This is a genomic window from Corynebacterium sp. H127 (assembly GCF_037482665.1).
In the GTDB taxonomy this organism is placed as follows: domain Bacteria; phylum Actinomycetota; class Actinomycetes; order Mycobacteriales; family Mycobacteriaceae; genus Corynebacterium.
On the sequence record NZ_JBBHKY010000001.1, the window covers coordinates 374,683 to 393,781 of the forward strand.

At 58.7% G+C, this 19,099-nt stretch carries 14 protein-coding genes; 4 read left to right on the plus strand and 10 right to left on the minus strand.

What is annotated here, in order from left to right:
• Positions 1-134 precede the first annotated feature (134 nt).
• Both ftsY and WG936_RS01795 read right to left on the minus strand, forming a co-directional pair.
• Positions 135-1,721 carry a signal recognition particle-docking protein FtsY gene (gene ftsY, locus WG936_RS01790; RefSeq protein ID WP_339572027.1) on the minus strand — a complete coding sequence of 529 codons (1,587 nt, stop codon included), beginning with the start codon at positions 1,719-1,721 and terminating at the stop codon, positions 135-137.
• Positions 1,722-1,762: 41 nt separating this feature from the next.
• Entirely contained in the window at positions 1,763-2,782 is a 1,020-nt protein-coding gene (locus tag WG936_RS01795) for a cation diffusion facilitator family transporter (protein ID WP_339571953.1), read from the minus strand.
• A 52-nt stretch (positions 2,783-2,834) separates the two neighbouring features.
• Here WG936_RS01795 and WG936_RS01800 point away from each other — a divergent pair, with 52 nt between their 5' ends.
• Complete coding sequence (locus WG936_RS01800; protein ID WP_339563687.1) at positions 2,835-3,227, plus strand: ArsR/SmtB family transcription factor; 393 nt, start codon at positions 2,835-2,837, stop codon at positions 3,225-3,227.
• A 17-nt stretch (positions 3,228-3,244) separates the two neighbouring features.
• Here WG936_RS01800 and WG936_RS01805 read toward each other — a convergent pair whose 3' ends face one another.
• The 8 genes from WG936_RS01805 to WG936_RS01840 form a co-directional block, all read right to left on the minus strand.
• Complete coding sequence (locus WG936_RS01805) at positions 3,245-6,589, minus strand: hypothetical protein (RefSeq protein ID WP_339571954.1); 3,345 nt, start codon at positions 6,587-6,589, stop codon at positions 3,245-3,247.
• A 25-nt stretch (positions 6,590-6,614) separates the two neighbouring features.
• Positions 6,615-10,052, minus strand: coding sequence for a chromosome segregation protein SMC (gene smc, locus WG936_RS01810; RefSeq protein WP_339571955.1), 3,438 nt, complete (start codon positions 10,050-10,052; stop codon positions 6,615-6,617).
• A gap of 254 nt (positions 10,053-10,306) precedes the next feature.
• Positions 10,307-10,573, minus strand: a complete 267-nt coding sequence (locus WG936_RS01815) for an acylphosphatase (protein WP_339563690.1) — start codon at positions 10,571-10,573, stop codon at positions 10,307-10,309.
• Entirely contained in the window at positions 10,570-12,009 is a 1,440-nt protein-coding gene (locus WG936_RS01820; RefSeq protein WP_339571956.1) for an alanine/glycine:cation symporter family protein, read from the minus strand. The genes WG936_RS01815 and WG936_RS01820 overlap by 4 nt, the downstream gene beginning before the upstream one ends.
• Positions 12,010-12,529: 520 nt before the next feature.
• Entirely contained in the window at positions 12,530-13,366 is an 837-nt protein-coding gene (gene mutM / locus WG936_RS01825; RefSeq protein ID WP_339563692.1) for a bifunctional DNA-formamidopyrimidine glycosylase/DNA-(apurinic or apyrimidinic site) lyase, read from the minus strand.
• On the minus strand, positions 13,367-14,098 hold the full coding sequence (gene rnc, locus WG936_RS01830) for a ribonuclease III (protein WP_339563693.1): 732 nt from the start codon (positions 14,096-14,098) through the stop codon (positions 13,367-13,369).
• Complete coding sequence (locus WG936_RS01835) at positions 14,095-14,568, minus strand: YceD family protein (protein ID WP_445227769.1); 474 nt, start codon at positions 14,566-14,568, stop codon at positions 14,095-14,097. The genes rnc and WG936_RS01835 overlap by 4 nt, the downstream gene beginning before the upstream one ends.
• 51 nt (positions 14,569-14,619) lie before the next feature.
• Complete coding sequence (locus WG936_RS01840; protein WP_339563695.1) at positions 14,620-15,336, minus strand: DivIVA domain-containing protein; 717 nt, start codon at positions 15,334-15,336, stop codon at positions 14,620-14,622.
• 229 nt (positions 15,337-15,565) lie between these two features.
• On the opposite strand from WG936_RS01840, the gene WG936_RS01845 reads away from it, so the two are divergent.
• The 3 genes from WG936_RS01845 to WG936_RS01855 are packed head-to-tail and all read left to right on the plus strand — an operon-like array spanning position 15,566 to position 19,080.
• The gene (locus WG936_RS01845) at positions 15,566-16,582 is read left to right on the plus strand and encodes a LacI family DNA-binding transcriptional regulator (RefSeq protein WP_339563696.1); all 1,017 of its coding nucleotides are present in this window, start codon (positions 15,566-15,568) and stop codon (positions 16,580-16,582) included.
• Positions 16,583-16,591: 9 nt separating this feature from the next.
• Positions 16,592-18,127, plus strand: coding sequence for a sugar ABC transporter ATP-binding protein (locus WG936_RS01850; protein ID WP_339571957.1), 1,536 nt, complete (start codon positions 16,592-16,594; stop codon positions 18,125-18,127).
• A complete protein-coding gene (locus WG936_RS01855; RefSeq protein ID WP_339571958.1) occupies positions 18,124-19,080 on the plus strand; it encodes an ABC transporter permease in 957 nt (318 codons plus the stop codon). The genes WG936_RS01850 and WG936_RS01855 overlap by 4 nt, the downstream gene beginning before the upstream one ends.
• Positions 19,081-19,099 lie beyond the last annotated feature (19 nt).

The window sequence follows — 19,099 nt, forward strand, 5'->3', positions numbered from 1 at the left end:
ATGCAGAAATCCTAAACCTGCAGTAACCGAGCTGAAGTTCTTTTATTCACGAGTCCGCAACATGCAAAAGCCCACGATCTGGACGATGTAAAAGTTCATCCATATCGCGGGCTGAAAAACGTGGGCGATGGCTGCTAAGCCAGCAAGGCGTCCACGAAGCTCTCCACCTCGAAGGGCGCGAGGTGATCTGCGCCCTCACCGAGTCCAACGAGTTTGACGGGCACTCCCAGCTCCTCCTGGACCTGGAATACAATGCCGCCCTTAGCAGTGCCATCGAGTTTGGTGAGCACAACACCGGTGATATCTACTACGTCCCGGAAGGTACGCGCCTGCATCAAGCCGTTCTGGCCAACGGTAGCGTCTAGCACCAACAGCACCTCGTCTACCTTTGCCTTCTTCTCCACCACGCGCTTGACCTTGCCGAGCTGGTCCATCAGACCGACAGAAGTGTGGAGGCGACCTGCGGTATCGATGAGCACAACATCCGCTTGAGTTTCTACGCCCTTAGCCACTGCATCAAAAGCCACCGAGGCAGGGTCTGCGCCTTCTGCGCCTCGCACAGTTTCAGCGCCCACACGGCGTCCCCAGGTCTCCAGCTGGTCCGCGGCCGCGGCACGGAAAGTATCGGCTGCGCCGAGCAACACTTTGTGCCCCATCGACACCAAAACGCGGGCAAGCTTGCCGGTAGTAGTGGTCTTGCCGGTGCCGTTGACGCCGACGACCAGCACAACTGCTGGTTTACCCTCATAAGGCATCGCTTTGATGGAGCGATCCAGCTCTGGCTTTCCCACCTCGATGAGGGTTTCGCGCAGCATGGCTTTGGCCTGTTCTTCGGTTTCCACACCCCGAGCCGCGATCTTTTCACGCAGGCTTTCCACAACCTTAACTGTGGTTGCTGTACCGAGATCAGCCATGATCAGCTGATCCTCGATTTCCTCCCAGGAGTCCTCATCCAGGTCACCAGCAGTGAGCATGCCGAGCACAGACTGGCCAAGGAAATTATTGGACTTTGCCAGTTTTCCGCGCAGCTTGCCCAAGCGTCCGACAGCAGGTTCGATCTCATCGAGTGGTTGCGGTGCCGGAGCCGGAGCAGTGTCCGGCACGGGGGTCTGTTCGAGTGCTGCTTCTGCGGCATCGACGGTTACTGCAGCGGCCTCGGCAGCTTCTTCGGCTTCCTCAGCAATCTCTGGTTCCGCCGGCGTTTCGACGTCCTTAACATCCTTAATTTCTTCTGCTACCTCTCGAGCAAGCGGGGTGGTCGCGGCAGTAGCAGCTGCAGCAGCAGGTACCTCAGCACCGGTTTCTTCTTCCCTGACCTGATGCGTTTGCTCCGCAGTGGCCTGCTCAGAAACTTCAGCTTCCGGCTTTGGAGCCGGCACCTTTTTCAGCACCATGTCCGTGGCCGTTTTAGGCTCCGGTTGTGCTGCTGGAACTGGTGGCATGACTGATGCTGCGGCCTGCTGCTCTTGCGGCTGTACTGCGTCTAAGCGTTGGCCGTCCAGGAGCTCAGGTTCTTTATCCTTGGCGGGCGCAAAGTTGAAACCGCCAGCGGCCTGATAGTTGCCACTCTTTTCCTCACGCGTCAGCTCTTTCGGCTGCTCTTCCTTGGTGAAGGTAACGGTTTTGTCCTTTTTGCGCTTGTTTCCCAGCACGATCATGATGATGACAGCTAGCAGTAGCGCAAGGACAACAAGGCCGAGGATCAGGTAAGTGGTATTCATCATGGTTTCCATAGTGTCAGCAAACCTCGGCCCGCTGCCACTTATCCCGAGGCGGGTGGGGTAACCGGCTGGCAATTCAAGGAAAAGCTTTCCAACCGTGGCAGTCGGCTTTTGAGATGCTCGCCCACGTGATGACGCAGGTGCGCCATGTCGGCCACGGTGGCGTCGGGCCGCATATCGACGTCCGCTTCTACCCACAGTTGGTGGCCCAGCCAGCGCGCTCGGATGTGCTGCACCCCGCTCAACTCTGGGTGTTCTGCCAGCTCTTCCTGGACGGTATCCACGATTGCGGGGTCGCTGCCGTCGAGAAGCCGCTGCAGTACGGACCGCATGGAGCTGAGTAAGACCCCGAGAACCATCACCCCAATGAACAGTCCGATGGCCGCGTCGAGCTGCGAAAAACCGAGCCAGGTTCCTACTACACCGAAGATGACCGCAACTGAGGTCAGGGCATCGGTGCGCGCATGCTGGCCTTCCGCAATTAGTGCGGCCGAGCCCACACGCCGCCCCGATCGGATTCGGAACTGCGCCACTGCTTCATTGCCCAGGGCTCCGATGATGGCGGCGGCGAGAACCCATCCGGAGTTTGCCATGTCGCGTGGGTGCCGGAGGGCATCAAATGCGTCGATAAAGATCAACACCACCGAAACCGCAATCACCAGCCCGATAAATAATCCCACTAGGTCCTCGGCACGCTTGAAGCCGAAGGTGTAGCGCTTGGTGGCCGGACGCGTGGAAATCCGGAGTGCAATGATGAGCGGGATGGTGGTCACGAGGTGGCCAATATTGTGAATTGTGTCTGCGAGCAACCCGACCGAACCACTGATCGCGACTATGACCACCTGCAGCAACGCGGTTGCGGCCATTCCAGCCAAGCTGAGCCACGCGGCGCGGATTGCCACTTTAGTAGCCTCTGTCGAATCGCTGATCATGTCGGCATGATCATGAGAGTGCGGCAGGATAGCGTGCCGGAAACGCTGCCATAAGCCGTGCTCATCACCGTGCGCGTGCGCATGTGTGTGCCCATGCTCATGGTCGTGCGTTGCTGGTTGCGTCAACATAATTTAAGTATCTGCATACATGTGCAGATACGCAAGTAGTTATAGTAAATATATGCACAAGCACGACACTGTCCACACTCCAGACATGATGCATGCCAACCTGGCGGCCGAGTCCTTTCGCATCCTCAGCGACCCAACTCGGATCCGACTGATTTGGTTGCTGCTTCAAGGCGAGTTCAGCGTCGGACAACTGGCCGAACTACTCGAGGTCTCCCCTTCTGTAGTCAGCCAGCACCTTGCGAAACTCAAGACAGCCCGACTGGTGAACTTCCGACGCCAAGGCACCTTCATGTTCTATTCCGCCGATGACGAACACCTGGAGCTTCTGCTCAGCGAAGGGCTTTCCCACGCCGAGCACGTCGCTGGCGACGTCCACGGCAGTGAGCCCCACGCATATCGGCACATGCTGCACAACCGCCGTCGACACGAGGCCCACGACGGCTAATGCAGCAGCTATAGCACTTACATCCCCGGGTACTTTAGGGCCAGGACCATGGCTTCCGCTGAAATCAGGTCACCGGTCACTAGATCCGGAATGACCTCCGCGAGTGCAGCCCACGCTGGGGCAGCCTTCAATAGGAGCTTTGGTTTACCGATCAGCCCATGCGCATGCATACGCGCCGCGAGAGCAAAGACAAGCGAGGCTACCGGCGCAAGCGCCCAGTGGTTTTCCCGCGAATTCGTATCAACACCGTCCAGCTTGTCAAAACGCACCCGCGCAGAAGCGTACAACGCACGATTGGTGCCTTTGAGCGCCCGCAGCGTACTCACCATCGTCTGAATAACCGTTTCATCAGACAAGATCGCGGTGAGCTCCGTGCGGCGATGGAATGCCTCCATGACCGCAAGTAGACGTGCCGAATCTTCCATGATGGCGCCCGGCACAATGTCGCCTTGACCAAACAGGACACCAAGAAGCGCCTGCTGTTGGGCCGCATCCATGGCCGCTAGCTGTACCGTGCCGCGATCAATACAAGCAGTATCCAAAGTGGTGTCCCTGCCAGTAGTCAGTGCCTCTACCAGGCGTTTACCTGCGATCTCTTCCAATTCTTGTAATACAGGACGAGTTGATTCTTCTGACTCGAGCAAAGCTGGCAGCTTGCCCATCAGCTCCAGCGCTCCGATCCATGGCGTGCGGTGGCGATCCACGGAACTAGCTGCAGTAAATGCCCCCAAAATCAAACCAGAAGAGATAATCCGGCCCGGCTGTTTTTCGGCTGGCACCAAGGAGGCCGAAAGGGCCTCCAACGCAGCACCAGGGTTCGCGGACAAGGCAGAGACCACCGACGCCCGGTTCTGGTGATCGCTGTTCCAGCTGCTCAGATAGTCCCACAGCACTGGCAACACCTGCGGGTCACTCGGCGCCGTTTCCTGTTCCCCCGCTAGGAACGCAGAAAGCTGCGCGAAGGACTCAGTCTGTTGGGAGAAGAAGCCTGGTTGTGCCACGCGGACCGCGGAGGCGGTTGGCGCATAAGGCGCCCGCAGAGTGTTGAAGGGGTCGTTGGAATGGATGTCTAGGAGCACTGGACCGGCGTCGATAAGCGCGGCAGGCAGTGTGGTGCGTGCACCTGTCAGTGGCAAGGACAAAGCAGGCACCCATGGCGCAGTTTCCAGCCATACCCAAGCCTCGAGGTCACGACCTGCAATAAAGCCTTCCAACACCAGCTCACCGCCGTCGAGACTGACATCGGTGTAGTGCGGGGTGCTGTCAATATCGGCCAGGTTTACCGACGCCCGCTTCTTGCTACGTGCATCAGTCCATTCCAATTCGAGGCGTCCGGTGAGCATCGTGGTGGCCGGAATCATGCAGGTGTAAGTCACACCGTCCTCGGAAGCGAGCTTGACGGTACGAACCGGCGCGCCGTGGTGGTTACGCAGTGTGACTGTCGGCCGCCCGAGGTCACGCCCCGCACGAATGCGCAGCTCCCGGGTTGGGTCAAGGTCTGCCGCGCGGCAGGTAATGCGAGTGGTGCGCCACAGCGCAGGCTTGCCGACGAGCGGTAGATCAAACTGCAGTCGTGGCGGCGTGAAACGCAAGGGAAGCTGATCGCCTACCTCAGTGGTCACCGCAAAGGTTGCCTCAGCGGCGTTGGGAGCGACCTCAATCTCAGCGGGGCTGACCTCAAAAGGCTTAAACGTCGGCTTAACCAGCAGTACGGCGGTGCTGAGGCCACCCGTGGCGGGAATACGAACAGAACGGACCAGGCCAGCGAAATCGGTGGAGGCGGCCATCCCCTCGACGATGGCATATTCATGGCGGAATGACTCGTTACGCGGGCCGCGCAACCGAACCAAGTACTCGCCTACCCAAGGATCCTCATAGGCCTCAGGATCGAAGATCTCGAAGCTGCCGCCCTCAGCTGGTACCTCGAGCGGTTCTTCTTGCATGACTTCCTCGCCGGCTGCGCCGACACCGCCGAATGAAGAAATCGAGAGATACCAGATCTCATCTGAACCAGACAACGTAGGTGGGAAATCCACCAACAAACTTTCGTTGTGAACCGGCAGCCCTGCTGCAGTGCTGATATTTTCAATAGCTGGCGCTGGGTCTCGGAAGGTCACACGCTGTCGCGGATTGATGGAGCGAACCGGACGCACTGGAGAGACTTGTTGGCCAGGCCGAAGGAGCTGCAAAGAATCAGCTTTGGAGGTGTCCAGAACATGACACGTCCAAGACTCCCAGCCTTCGATCTGGAAGGACTCCACCTCAGGAAGTTGCTTAGAGGTCACCACATCCACGAGTTCGGCATCCGCCGGGGCGAGGACCTGCAATGCCGCATAATGCAACGAAGCCTTAGCCGTAATGTTGTGCCCCTTGGGGGTAAACACCAAAACGGGGTCTTCGGAGTTGATCACTGGGACGTGCCAGGTGATGCCGTTGGTGGAATCATGCACCGTCAGCTCACGAATCGGATTATCCAGGGTGATATCAAGTGACTCTGTGTAGGGAGAAGTATCGCCCCAAGGCCGCCCAGTGCGGAAGATTCGGGTCGTGCCTTCCACGCTGACACGCCAGAGGATCTCATCACCGTCTGGCACTTGCTGCTCCGGCAACCGGAGACACACCTTACGCCGCACTGCATCCAAAATGACGCGGGGGCGCAGTTCACGGGTAGCAACTCCGACCGCGGTGCGACGTCCTTCAGTTCCAGCGGGGCGCTCTTTGAGCTCCTCCACCACCGAATCATTCACCAGTGGCGCCAACGTCAAATGCGAGCGGTCGCGGTCCAGCCAAGAAGTGGGATGTTCCACGGAGAAATCACGGACGGCAGCGATATCAGCAAACAGTTTTTGGTGATGCTCGCACTGCGGTATATCCAGCTTCGCAGGATCCTCGCCGTTATCCAGGGCCTCCAGAACATCAGGAATTTTCGCGCTGGTCACGCCGGTATGAAGTTCCAAGGCCGCTACGGGGTCTGTCCCGACCACGAGCAGGCCGACCTGTTCAATCAGTTGAAGTGCACAGCTTGCCACCACTTTCGAGTGGTGGGCGGGGATTTCCAGCCCCGCACAGTACTCCTCAAAGAGGTGATCTCGTTCCACCATGCGCGACGCGCGCTTGATCAAAGTGGTGGTGGTGAGCGCGGGCATCACTGATAACAGAGCAGCAAAGTCCGCCCCAGCGGACAGCTGGCGTCGGACGAATGTGCCGAAGAATCGCTCGATGCGCTGCAGCTCATCCCGGGAAAGGCTCGAATTTGGGAAAAATTCGATGTCGGCTAGCGTTTGTGCTAATTCCAGTTCAGTTTGGGATGCCCACCCGAGGAGAGAATCCTGTAAATCAGCAATAGGCCTAGCGCCGCTCAATGTTGTTCCTTTCGTAGCCTGCCACTTAAGTTGTAGCAGGACTCATGCGCTGGCTAATCACGCGGGTTACACCATCGCCCTGCATCGTCACCCCGTAGAGGACGTTAGCCACGTCCATCGTCGGCTTTTGGTGAGTAATCACGATGAGCTGTGAGGTTTCTCGGAGCTGTTCAAAGAGGTTGATCAGGCGACGCAGATTGGTATCATCCAGTGCCGCTTCCACCTCATCCATAACATAAAACGGGCTTGGGCGCGCCTTGAAAATTGCTACCAGCATGGCCAACGCCGTGAGAGATTTTTCGCCACCAGAAAGCAACGTGAGCCGCTTGACCCGCTTTCCTGGCGGGCGGGCCTCCACCTCGATGCCAGTAGCGAGCATATCTTCTGGGTCGGTAAGCACCAAGCGTCCCTCGCCGCCGGGGAATAGCGTGGAAAAGACTGCCGGAAATTCTCTTTCGACGTCGTGCCACGCATCGGCGAACAGCTGCAGGATCTTGGCATCCACGTCCTCGATCACGTCAGAGAGGTCTTTGCGAGCTTTCTGGACATCCGCCAATTGCCCTGCCAAGTATTCATAGCGCTCTTCCAACGCCTTGAATTCCTCGAGCGCCAACGGGTTCACTTTGCCTAAGGAAGCGAGCGCTTTCTCCGCCTTCTTCAAGCGTGCATGCTCTGCAGCCTTGTCAAAGTCCGCATCCGGCGCATACTCGCGGAGCAGCACCTCCACTGGCACTCCCAGCTGATTTTCGGCCTGGGACTGTGCTTCCTCAATGCGAACTTGTGCCTGTGAACGAGCAATATCGGAGGCATGCTTTGAATCGCTGAGCTTGTTCAACTCCAATTGGGCGGCATGGGCGGCATCTTTAGCCGCTGCCAACTTGGCGGAAAAAGCGGCCTTCACCTCGGCCGTTTGCGTGCGCTGTTGTTCTGACCTGCTCAGCGCCTCCTGCACGCGGTCCTGGATCAAGCTGGCATTGCGTTCCACCGCTTGAGCTAATGCAGCGGCGGATCGACGCGACGCCATGGCCGCCTCGTGCCGCGCCTTAGCCTGTCTTTCATGCTGGGCCTGTCTGCGGAGCTGATCGCCACGCCCACGGGACTGCCCGGCGCGCTCTTCGGCGGTGCGCAGTGCCAGGCGGGCTTCCATATCCATCGCTTTGACTTGTGCGAGCGCGGTTTGGGCTGCGTCGCGCTCCGCGGTGGATGGTTCTTCCTCCTCGTGTTCCTCCACTCGGGCTAGCCGATCCAGGGTTTCGTCGAGTTGCTGTTGTGCCTCAACTGCGCGCAGTTCGGATTGTTGGACTCGCGCGGCCATCCGTTGGTGTTCATTGCGGCTAGCCTCGGCTTGTTTGTGCAGGCGTTGTGCGTCGCGCTGCATTGAGTCAACGAAGGTGTCATGCTCGCGCAGTGCCGACTTTGCACCCGCGGCCTGAATACGAGCTTCCTCTGCTGCTTGCACGGCGCCTTCGAAGGTCCCGGCGATGTGGTTGAGTTCTTCCCGCGCTTGTGCCAATTCAGCACTGGCCTCCGCAATGTGGGCAGCTGTTTCCACGCTTGTGGATCCACTACCGAGCGCCACCCAACCCTCACCGCGTAGGGTCCCGGCTGGGGTCACCGCACGCAGGCGAGGGTCCTGCTCAACTACTTGCAGCGCAGTGCTTGCGTCGGGGGTTAGCACGACGTCGGCGAGTAGGCGCGTGAGGGCTCGGGCATAGCGCTTATCGACGTCCACATGATCCAGCAGCCAGCTAGTCCCCTTCGGCAGCGTTGCTTCCATCCGCCATTGCTTTTGCTGGGATGCCTCGATGAGCACGGTTCGGGAGATTTTGTCCGGGCTGAGCTGCGCTAGGGCTTCCTGCAGGCTCTCACCACTGAGTGCTTCACCTGCTGCGCCCAGCGCGGCCGAGAGAGCCTTCTCTATGCCTCGATGCGGAGTGATGAAGTCAGCGATTGGGCCCCAATTGTCTAGCTGCACGGCTTGTTTTGGCACAGTCTGCTTGAGCGTGTCGATGCGGGATTCCCACTTCGATACTGCGCGTTCCAGGTCCCGCTGTTTGCTGCGCAGCTGCTCTAATCGAGACTCGGCGGCACCGGCTTCGGCAGCGGCCCGGGTGTGGGCTTCCTCGAGTGGTTGACGTCGAGTAGCCAGCTGCTCCAACTCCTCCGCGACAGCTCGCTCTTCAGTGCTCGCCTGCTGCGCACGGGCGAGGGCTTCTTCCAGCTGTTCGGTCAGCCTTTCAGCTTCGCTTTCGCTACTTGCTACTTGGGCACGGTGGCTTTCCTCGGCTGCTAACAGCCTGACGACGCCTTCACGCCGATCCGCAATCGCCCGTACCCGTGCCAGGTGTTCTTTATCGGCGCGCTGCAACGCGTCCTCATGATCTTCAACCTGCTCGCGGATTGATTCCAAACGTTCACGTGCGATAGCAACTGCTTGATCCAGTTCAGCCTGCTGCTGGTCAGCCTGTTCTGCGCGGCCCTCTAAGTCCTCTGGGTCGGGTCCGTTGTAGGGTACCTCTGGTTGGGTGCGAGCGCGGTCGGCCGCGATACGCACGGTTGCAGAAACCCGCTCTGCCAACGCTGATAGTTGGAACCAGAGTTGTTGGGCGGCATCGGCTTCTTCCGTCGCCCGCTGTAGCAGAGCTTCGGTTTCTAGTTGCTCCCCGGTTGCTTCCTCAAGACGCTCTGTGACCTCTGCGACCTGCTCCGCCAGAATCTTGGTCTGGTTGTGGGCATCACTGAGCTTGGCTTCTAGCTCGCTCAAGTTCGCGGCCGCCAGCCGCAGCTTCGCGTCGCGCAGATCCGCTTGTACAGTGGCAGCGCGCTGCGCGGTTTCTGCCTGGCGAGCAAGTGGTTTGAGCTGGCGTTTGAGCTCCTCAGTAAGGTCGCTGAGTCGGTCAAGGTTTGCTTGCATGCCGAGGAGCTTGCGCTGCGCCTTCTCCTTGCGACGGCGGTGCTTGAGCACACCCGCTGCTTCTTCGATAAAGGCGCGGCGTTCCTCGGGGCGGGACTCCAAGATCTGGGCGAGGCGCCCCTGTCCCACGATGACGTGCATTTCCCGGCCGATACCGGAGTCGGAGAGCAGCTCCTGCACGTCCATCAACCGAGCCTTGGCCCCGTTGATTTCGTATTCGCTGGCGCCGTCGCGGAACATGCGTCTGGTAACCGATACCTCGGAGTACTCGATCGGGAGGGCCCCATCCGAGTTATCGATGGTCAAGGTCACCTCGGCGCGGCCCAGCGCCTTGCGCTCCCCCGCGCCGGCGAAGATGACGTCCTCCATTTTGCCGCCGCGCAGGGTCTTAGCTGAGTGCTCCCCCATGACCCAAGCCAGCGCGTCTACAACGTTGGACTTGCCAGAGCCGTTCGGCCCCACCACCGCGCAGATCCCGGGCTCGAACTTCAGGGTCGTTGACGAGGCAAAAGACTTGAATCCTTTGAGGGTCAGCGATTTTAGATGCACCGCTTGATACTAACAAGCAGGGTTCTAGTATTCACGCAGGCTGCCGCGCTAACCCTGGAATTCGGCGTTGTACTTCGATGTGTTCCCCGCAGCGCTCCCGGGAGGAGGCCGTGTCCGATTCCGGCACATACGGCGAATCTCCCTGCCGCTGCGCCCCCATCCGATCCTGCAACTTGAGGATTTCTGCGAGGAGCTGCTTCGAGGCAGGGAGATTTGAGGAATTTTGATCAGCAAGCTGATTGCGCAGCCGGCGTTTAACGCATATCGAACCCGGTAGCTCCACGTGGCTGCGACCACTGCTCGATCACGGCTTCTACGATTCCAGGCGCCTGGGTGCTTCTCAACCACGCCAGGAGATCTTCGCACTTTTTGCGATGACCTTCCGCCACCACGCACACTCGACCATCGCTGAGGTTAGTGGCGCTTCCAGCCAAACCTAGTTCGAGGGCGCGGGAGCGAGTGTGCCAGCGAAAGCCAACGCCTTGGACGTGTCCCAGCACAAACACAGTCAGTCGGATCACCGGTGGGTCAGTGGGTCAGAACCGTCCCAGCACTCCATGCCTTCCCAGCCACGGATGCCCTTGACATCGTCGCGGTGGAAGACGGGATTGAGTCCTTGTTTGCGCTGTTCTGCGAAGTTCTTGAGCAGTGCCACCGCAATTCCGCCCATGGGCAAGATAGCGATGAGGTTGACTGTTGCCATCAGACCGGAGAAGGTATCAGCCAGCGCCCACACGAGTGGCACGGAGCCCATCGCGCCGCCGAAGACGCACAATGCCACCAGCGCGCGGAATCCGTTCAAGACCAGCTTGGATTTAGTGAGGAACTCGATATTGCTCTGGCCATAGTAGTAGTTGCCAATCACCGAGGAGAAGGCCAAGAAGATGATGACTACGGTGAGGAAGTGGATGCCCCACTCGCCCACGTTAGATGCCAGAGCGTTCTGAGTCATCTGCATGCCGGTGAGTTCTTCATCGATGTCACCGCGTGCCAAAAGAATGATGAACGCAGTAATCGAGCACACGATCACGGTGTCAAAATACACACCGAGAGTCTGAATTAGGCCCTGCTTAACCGGGTGAGACACAGATGCGGTTGCGGCGGCGTTCGGAACAGAGCCCATACCAGCCTCATTGGAGAACAATCCGCGCTGTACGCCCTTCATGATCACGGTGCCCAGGGTGGCGCCTGCGAATTCGCGGATTCCGAAAGCGTGGGTCCAGATGGACCAGATCATGCCCGGGATTTTGTCTGCGTTGATACCGAGAACGAGCACACCGATAACGATGTACATAACGGCCATAAACGGCACTACTACCTGTGTGAAGCTCGCGATGCGCTGCACACCGCCAAAGATAATTACTGCGGTTAGCAGTGCCAGCACGATGCCCACGGTGACCTTTGTCGTAGCGGGGTCAGCGTCGATCGATGCCACCATCGCCTCGGAGATGGAGTTCGACTGAACTGCGTTGAATACGAAACCATAGGTCACGGTGATGAGCACGACGAACAGCACGGCTGCCCACTTCTGCTTCCAAACCTTGGTGATGTAGTACGCGGGGCCACCACGGTAAGAAGAGTGATCCCGCACCTTGAAGGCCTGCGCCAGGGTGGATTCTACGAATGAGGTTGCGCCGCCGATCGTGGCGAGCATCCACATCCAAAACACTGCGCCCGGACCGCCGGTCGCGATGGCGATGGCGACGCCTGCTACGTTGCCGGTACCTACTCGGGAGGCAGCGGAAATGGTAAATGCTTTGAACGCCGAGATACCTTTTTGGCCCTCGGAGATTTCTGACGGTTTCTCAACAACCGCCTTAAACATGTCCGGAATGTAACGAATCTGCACTAGAGCCGTGGTGATACAGAACCACACGCCAGCACCAACAAGGAGCACGAGGACGAATTTCCAGTAATGCTCGTTAAATGTATCTACGTAGGTTTGGATGTTTTCCATATACGTAGCGTAATGGCAAAGTTGTTCTGCGTTTAATCGTTCCGCAAATTTTTATTCAGGCGCTGTTTAGGGTCTGCAATCAGCGCTACCACTTTGCTGCAAACTATTGATCAGACGCTAGTAGCGCAGCGTCTATCCGCTCCCCGTACCCCCCTGCTGAACGAAGACCTCCAAATGCCGTGTTGCCCACCGTATTGAGTTGAAATTCTTGCTAAGCCGATGCGGGCCAGCTGGCTCCAGGTTCCCAACTCCAAATCTCGGCAGCTCCTCGAACAGGGCATCTATTTCGGCCATCGCTCATGTGCCACAGCAGTCCTACGAGTGACTTTGCTGGCGCCGTCGCAACGCTTGCCGACGGGTGTTCGGCTCCTCCTGGTAGCGCACCGAGCCGCGCGACAGCAGGTTTTGTTGCAAGAATTGTGGAACCCAATAGTGCGGGCAGCTGGAGCAAGCCCCGCTGAGGCTCTACTACCTAGCACTACCATCGCATGGTTCGAGCTAGTGGCAAACCGGCTCAACGCTATCCATCCACCCGCTGGCACTGCGGGCAAAGGTGTGATCCCCGACCCGCAAATTGTTCGCGCACCATAAGCGTCCCGCAGCGTTTACATGGCTTCCCTTGCTGCCCGTATGCATTGAGCGACCTGGAGAAGTACCCCGACTCTCCGTTGACATTGACGTACAAGGAATCGAAAGAGGTCCCGCCTTCTGACAAAGCACGCTGCATCACATCAATGCCCGCCCGCAGCAAAGCGGTGATCTCCGCGAGAGACAATGAAGAAGCAGCCTGCTCGCCATGGATGCCCGCCTGCCACAGCATCTCGTCTGCGTAGATATTGCCAATTCCGGATACCACGGTTTGGTCGAGCAGCACTCGCTTAATAGCAGAGCGTCGAGCATTAATCCGCGCTGATATGGCAGAAAGGTCCAGCGCCGCATCTAGAAGGTCAGGCGCGATATGAGACACCAACTCCGGCACACCATCCACTAACTCACTAAAGTGCCAGTATCCGAAGGTGCGCTGATCTACGAACCACAGCTCTTGGCCGTCATCAAGCGCAGCGCTGGCGCGCAGATGCTTGTGTGGCGCGGTGCCAGCGGTCTTGACCAGCATCTGGCCACTCATGCCCAGGTGAATGAGTAGTGCCTCATCCGCGGCGCTCAGCCAGAGGTATTTGCCCCGCCTATCGACGCCCGTAATTTGCACTCCCCCAAGCCGCGCAGCGAGTTCGACTGCCCCACCAATCTGCCGTCGCGCTGCCCGCGGATGCATAACGGACGCAGACACGATCTTTCGACCGACGACGTGCGGAACAAGCCCACGCCGAACGACTTCGACTTCGGGAAGCTCAGGCATTTAGCGGATTGCGAGGTAGGCCATGTGGGCGGCCTGCTGCTCGGCAAGCTTCTTGTTCGGCCCAGTGCCAGTGCCCTTGCGCTCACCGTTGATCACCACGTGTGAGGTGAAGGTCTGCTCGTGGTCTGGGCCGGTGAACTCAGATTCGTAGACAGGCGCCGGTAGCTTCTTCTCAGCCACCTTTTCCTGCAAAGTAGTCTTCCAGTCCTGGTGCAAGCCCTTTGCGGAGGCAGTATCAATTTTGTGTTTGAACAGCCGCAATACCACTTCCCGGGCGACTGCAAACTCATGCTGGATATAGATGGTACCGAGAATGGCTTCCATCGTGTCCGCGAGGATCGAGTCCTTTTCGCGCCCATCAGTGGAATCCTCGCCCTTGCCAAGCAGGATATGTTGGCCCAAATTAATCTCACGCGCGATGTCGGCCAGGCCGTAACGGCTAACGATGCTGGCTCGCATCTTGGAGATGTCAGACTCCGCGCGGTCTGGGTACTGGTGGTACAGCTGCGTTGCCACGGACAGTCCGAGCACGGCGTCACCCAAGAACTCTAGGCGCTCATTGTTCGGCAGCATGCCGTTTTCATTGGCAAAACTGCGGTGTGTCAATGCCAGACGCAGGTTCGTCTCAGTCAATTCCACCCCGAGCGCTGCTAGCAGCGGCGTGTGATCGACGGCAGTAAAGGCCGCGTCGAGGGCTTCTTGGCCGGTGACGCGGCCTTTCTTACGACTCACTTAAACTTCTCCAGTCCAGCCCAGCGTGGATCTGGGCGTTCGTCTTCTTCGCCGGAAACTCCATCCGGCGCGGGGACCTCAGCGTCACCGCATTCGAGACCAAAATAATCGCACACTGGATTAAATGGCAGGTCCAAGCCAACGGCGTCGATGAGGCTTTGGGTTAGGTCGATAGTGTCGCCAGCTACCTGTGGGACATCATCGTCATCTTCGGCGTCTTCGCCTTGGATGAAGGTGTCCGTAGCCGCAAAGACCTCGTTCACGGACACTTCATAGTCCGGATGCAGCGTGGTTAAGCAGCGGGAGCACTGTCCGGTGAGCGTCGCAGTGACCGTGGCATCGACCATGATGCCCTCGCCCAGCGGGGTGAGTGTTGCATCGACAGTGACCGGAGTGCCTGGTTCAATCGCGATCATTTGCACGCCGATACGCTCATCCGCCTGCCCTGACTGGGTGCGCTGCTCCGGCATTCCGCTACCTCGCAGCAGCTTCACGACGTTAAATACTAATGGTGAGGACACTTAGATACTGTCCTCTCGGGGCTGCGCACCAACGGCACCTGCACCACGACGCAATGCTGCGCGGTCACGAGAAACTGCCCGCAAGGTTCCGGAAAGGGAATCCTCGAATTCAGCGAGCTTGTTGTCCACAAAGGCATCGCACTCTTGGCGCAGGCGGTTGGAATCGGTATGCGCCGCGTCAACTACGCGATGCGCCTCCTCGTTTGCACGACGAACCACTTCCGATTCGGAAATCAGACGCTGTTGCTCAGCGAGGCCTTCTTCAACGGCTCGATCGTAGGAATCACGGGCCTGAATCTCTAGGCGCTCTGCTTCCGCGGTGGCGCGATCGACCAAGTCATCAGACTTGCGGCGTGCTTCCTCAACGAGTCGGTCTGCTTCATCTTGTGCCTTAGCCACCATGGCGTGGGCACGATTCTCGGCATCGCCGAGCATCATTTCAGAGTCCTGCCGGGCACGGGATACCAGGTCGGTGGCCTGCGCATCCGCATCATCCACAATGTCCGCCGCACGATCCTCGGCGCCACGGATAATTTCATCACGTTGATCGAGGACGTCTTGTGCGTCATCGATTTCCACGGGTAGTGCGTTGCGGAGGTCGTCGAGAAGCGCCAGCATGTCGTTGCGGGGCACCATGCAGTTTGCGGTCATCGGCACGCCATAGGCCTGCTCGACGGTCTGAACCATTTCATCCAAGGCTTCGAATACGCGGTACATGGTTCCTCAGCTTACCTACCCGATCACACAATCCCGGGGCACACGCGTCAAGCGTGGGAGTTCTTTTCACATATCGCCCCTCCATAACAGCGGATAGCCATGGCTTCTCGCACAACCCCTTCCCTGCTGTGTCACACCTCACTTGACAGTCCAACTTGAGGAACAGTAGGTTTAGCAATATTACGCAAACGTTTGCATAGTCTATTACCTGCACAAAGGAGGAAAGCTAGTGAGCTCGCCCTCCAACCTCAAGGACGTTGCAGCTGCTGCCGGAGTTTCTATCTCCACTGCATCCCGCGCGCTAGCAGATAAACCCTCCATTTCTGTGACCACCCGAAATCGTGTGCGTGAAGTAGCTAAAGAGCTCAATTACCAGCCCAACGTTCAAGCCCGCGGACTACGCAACTCGCGCACCAAACTCATCGGGCTCGCTATCCCCACGCTGAACAACCCTTATTTCGCCACCATGGCCGCCACCATTCAAAAGTGCGCCACCCAGCATGGCCAAACCACCCTCATCACCACCAGCGACGAAGATCCTGTCCAGTTCGAAACTGCAATCCACTCACTGTCACAGATGCGGGTTGACGGCATGATCGTTGTCCCCAGCGAGGACTGTGCGGAACTACTACGGGACACCCGAGATGCCGGCACTCCCATCGTCCTGATTGACCGCACCGTCCCCGAAACCAACCTCGATGCCTATGTCTCGGATCCACTGCCGGGTCTTCGTGCCGCGTTGCGGACGCTGCAAGAACTCGGACACACGCACATCGGTTTCCTCTCCGGGCCGCAATCGACATCAACAGGAGTGGCCAGATTGGCGGCGTTTAACGCGGTGTGTCAAGAACTCGGCTTGGGCGACACCGAGGTATATCCCGGTGGTTACGAGGTCACCCAGGGAATCGAAGGGGCGCGCGAGCTGCTCAGCCGGGGCGTCACCGCGCTGATCGCAGGAGATTCGATGATGACCTTCGGCGCGCTGGACTACTGCTATTCCACGTCCATCGCGGTTGGTACTGCTCTTGCTTTCGTGGGCTTTGATGACCTGTTCTACATGTCGCTACAGCCCACGCCGATTTCGGTAATCGACCAAGACGTGGTGGCGATGAGCACACGGGCCCATGCTGGCCTCTGCGAGCTTATCGACGCCAAGAGACCGCAGCCGCCTCCTGGCGACCTTGCAACCACGTTCATCCCCCGGGCGACTACTTGCTGCGGGCCCCACGAAACCTCAAGGAGGTGAGCCAACCAGATGTCGAACACAACACCAATCCTCAGGCTAGAGGAAGTGACAAAATCCTTCGGCCCCGTAACCGTCATCGACGGTGTCAGCATTGACGTCCGGCCGGGCCAAGTCCAAGCGCTGCTCGGTGAAAATGGCGCTGGAAAGTCAACGCTGATCAAGATGATGGCTGGTGTCTACCAACCAGACTCCGGGCGCATCATCGTTGACGGCAAGGAAGTACACCTGCCTAACTCTAAGGCTTCCGAAGCTCTCGGTATTGCGACCATCCACCAAGAATTGAACTTGGTCCCCACGATGACCGTCGCCGAGAACATCATGCTCGGTCGTACGCCATCACGCTTTGGCTTGGTCAATTTCTCTCAATTGCGTCGCCAAGCACAGGCCGCGTTGCGCCTCATCGGGCTCGACGTCGATTTGGACACACCAGTTGCTGAGCTCGGCATCGCGCGGCAACAGCTGGTGGAAATCGCCAAGGCACTGTCGATGAACGCCCGAATGCTGATCCTCGACGAACCGACTGCCGCGCTCACCGGCAAGGAAGTCGATCAGCTCTTCTCCGTGATCGCGGATTTGCGGGCAAAGGGCGTGGGTATGGTCTTCATCTCGCACCACCTCGATGAGCTCGCACGGATCGCAGACACGATTTCCGTACTACGCGACGGCGCTTTCGTCGCTGAAGTACCGGCGCACACACCCGAGGATGAGCTCGTTCGGCTGATGGTCGGCCGTGACATCGCGGACCAGTACCCACACGTTTCTCATCAACCTGGCGCGCCGCTGTTGGAGGTTCGCGAACTGAGTTCACAGGGGGCGTTCAAAGACGTCAGCTTCACTGTGCATGCTGGTGAAGTAGTCGGCTTGGCAGGACTCGTCGGGGCCGGCCGCACAGAAGTCGTGCGCGCCATCGCGGGCGTAGACAAGGTCGATTCCGGCACAGTGATCGTCGACGGACAGCGTCTAGCTTCCGGCAGCATTTCCAAGGCAATCGCACAGGGCATCGGGCACGTCCCCGAGGATCGCAAGGGCCAAGGCCTAGTTTTAGATGCCACCGTCGGTGAGAACCTTGGCTTTGCCACACTACGGTCCACCAGTACCTTCGGGCTGGCTGACCGCCGCGGACAAACCAGTCGCGCCACCGAGGTCGCAGACAAGCTCCGCATCCGGATGGCCAGCATCCACCAGCCGATCCGGGACCTGTCCGGTGGCAACCAACAAAAGGCCGTGTTTGGCCGTTGGGTGCTCGCGGGGTCGAAAGTGCTGCTGCTCGACGAACCAACCCGTGGCGTCGACGTCGGCGCAAAGGTAGAAATCTACAACATCATCAACGAGGTCACAGCCGCCGGCGGTGCCGTACTCATGGTCTCCTCGGACTTGCCAGAAGTCCTCGGCATGTCCGATCGCGTCCTCGTGATGTCTGGCGGCGAGGTCGCCGGGGAACTACCACCGACCGCCACTCAAGATGAGGTCATGACCCTTGCTGTCGCCAACCTCACCAGTGCTGTTAACACCAATTCAGACTCAGACCAGGAGCTCTCCTCATGACCACCACGAAGACGCCTTCGCACCGCGTACTCAACTGGATGATGAACAACGGTGCGCTCGTTGGCCTCATTGTTTTGTGCGTAGCGTTGTTCATCGCCACCCCGCACTTCCTCACGGTGAACAACTTCGTCAACATCGGTATCCAAGCAGCCACAGTTGCGATCTTGGCATTCGGCATGACCTTCGTCATCATCACCGCTGGCATCGACCTCTCTGTTGGCTCCGTCGCCGCACTGGGAGCTATGGTCTCCGCCTCCTTCTTTGGCAGTACTTCGCTTCCTGGCTGGGTCACTTTGCTTATCGGCCTGATCATCGGCGCGCTGGCCGGCATGATCTGCGGTATGGCCACCGCCTTCGGCAAGATCCCCTCCTTTATTGCCACTCTTGCCATGATGTCCGTCGCCCGCGGCGCAACCTTGGTTATTTCCCAAGGCTCACCGATGCCGACAGCTGATTCCGTGAACTTCCTCGGCTCCACCGTTGGCGGGGTGCCCATTCCGATTGTGATGATGGTGCTGGCGGGCCTGATCTGCTGGTTCATCTTGGAGCGCACCGTCCTCGGCCGCTCCATGTATGCGATTGGCGGCAACCTCGAAGCAGCGCGGTTGTCTGGTCTGCCGGTAAAGAAGATTCAGATCACGGTGTTCGCGCTTTCCGGCCTGTTTGCCAGCCTCGCTGGTCTGGTGATGGCCGGCCGTCTTTCCTCGGCGCAGCCACAAGCTGGCGTGGGCTATGAGCTAGATGCCATTGCGGCCGTCGTCATTGGCGGTGCTTCCCTAGCCGGTGGTTCCGGAAAGGCAACTGGCACCCTGGTGGGCGCGATGCTCCTCGCTGTCATCCGCAACGGACTCAACCTTCTGAATGTCTCATCCTTCTGGCAGCAGATTGTCATTGGTTTGGTGATCGCACTCGCCGTTGGATTCGACGTAATCCGAAATAAGACTGCCAACTAATCCCCCTGTCTTCCCACAC

Bases quoted from the DNA above. Each gene is read 5' to 3' on its own strand.
- ftsY (WP_339572027.1), bottom strand. From the start codon at position 1,721: ATGAATACCACTTACCTGATCCTCGGCCTTGTTGTCCTTGCGCTACTG.
- WG936_RS01795 (WP_339571953.1), bottom strand. From the start codon at position 2,782: ATGTTGACGCAACCAGCAACGCACGACCATGAGCATGGGCACACACAT.
- WG936_RS01800 (WP_339563687.1), top strand. From the start codon at position 2,835: ATGCACAAGCACGACACTGTCCACACTCCAGACATGATGCATGCCAAC.
- WG936_RS01820 (WP_339571956.1), bottom strand. From the start codon at position 12,009: ATGGAAAACATCCAAACCTACGTAGATACATTTAACGAGCATTACTGG.
- mutM (WP_339563692.1), bottom strand. From the start codon at position 13,366: ATGCCTGAGCTTCCCGAAGTCGAAGTCGTTCGGCGTGGGCTTGTTCCG.
- WG936_RS01835 (WP_445227769.1), bottom strand. From the start codon at position 14,568: ATGCCGGAGCAGCGCACCCAGTCAGGGCAGGCGGATGAGCGTATCGGC.
- WG936_RS01840 (WP_339563695.1), bottom strand. From the start codon at position 15,336: ATGTACCGCGTATTCGAAGCCTTGGATGAAATGGTTCAGACCGTCGAG.
- WG936_RS01850 (WP_339571957.1), top strand. From the start codon at position 16,592: ATGTCGAACACAACACCAATCCTCAGGCTAGAGGAAGTGACAAAATCC.
- WG936_RS01855 (WP_339571958.1), top strand. From the start codon at position 18,124: ATGACCACCACGAAGACGCCTTCGCACCGCGTACTCAACTGGATGATG.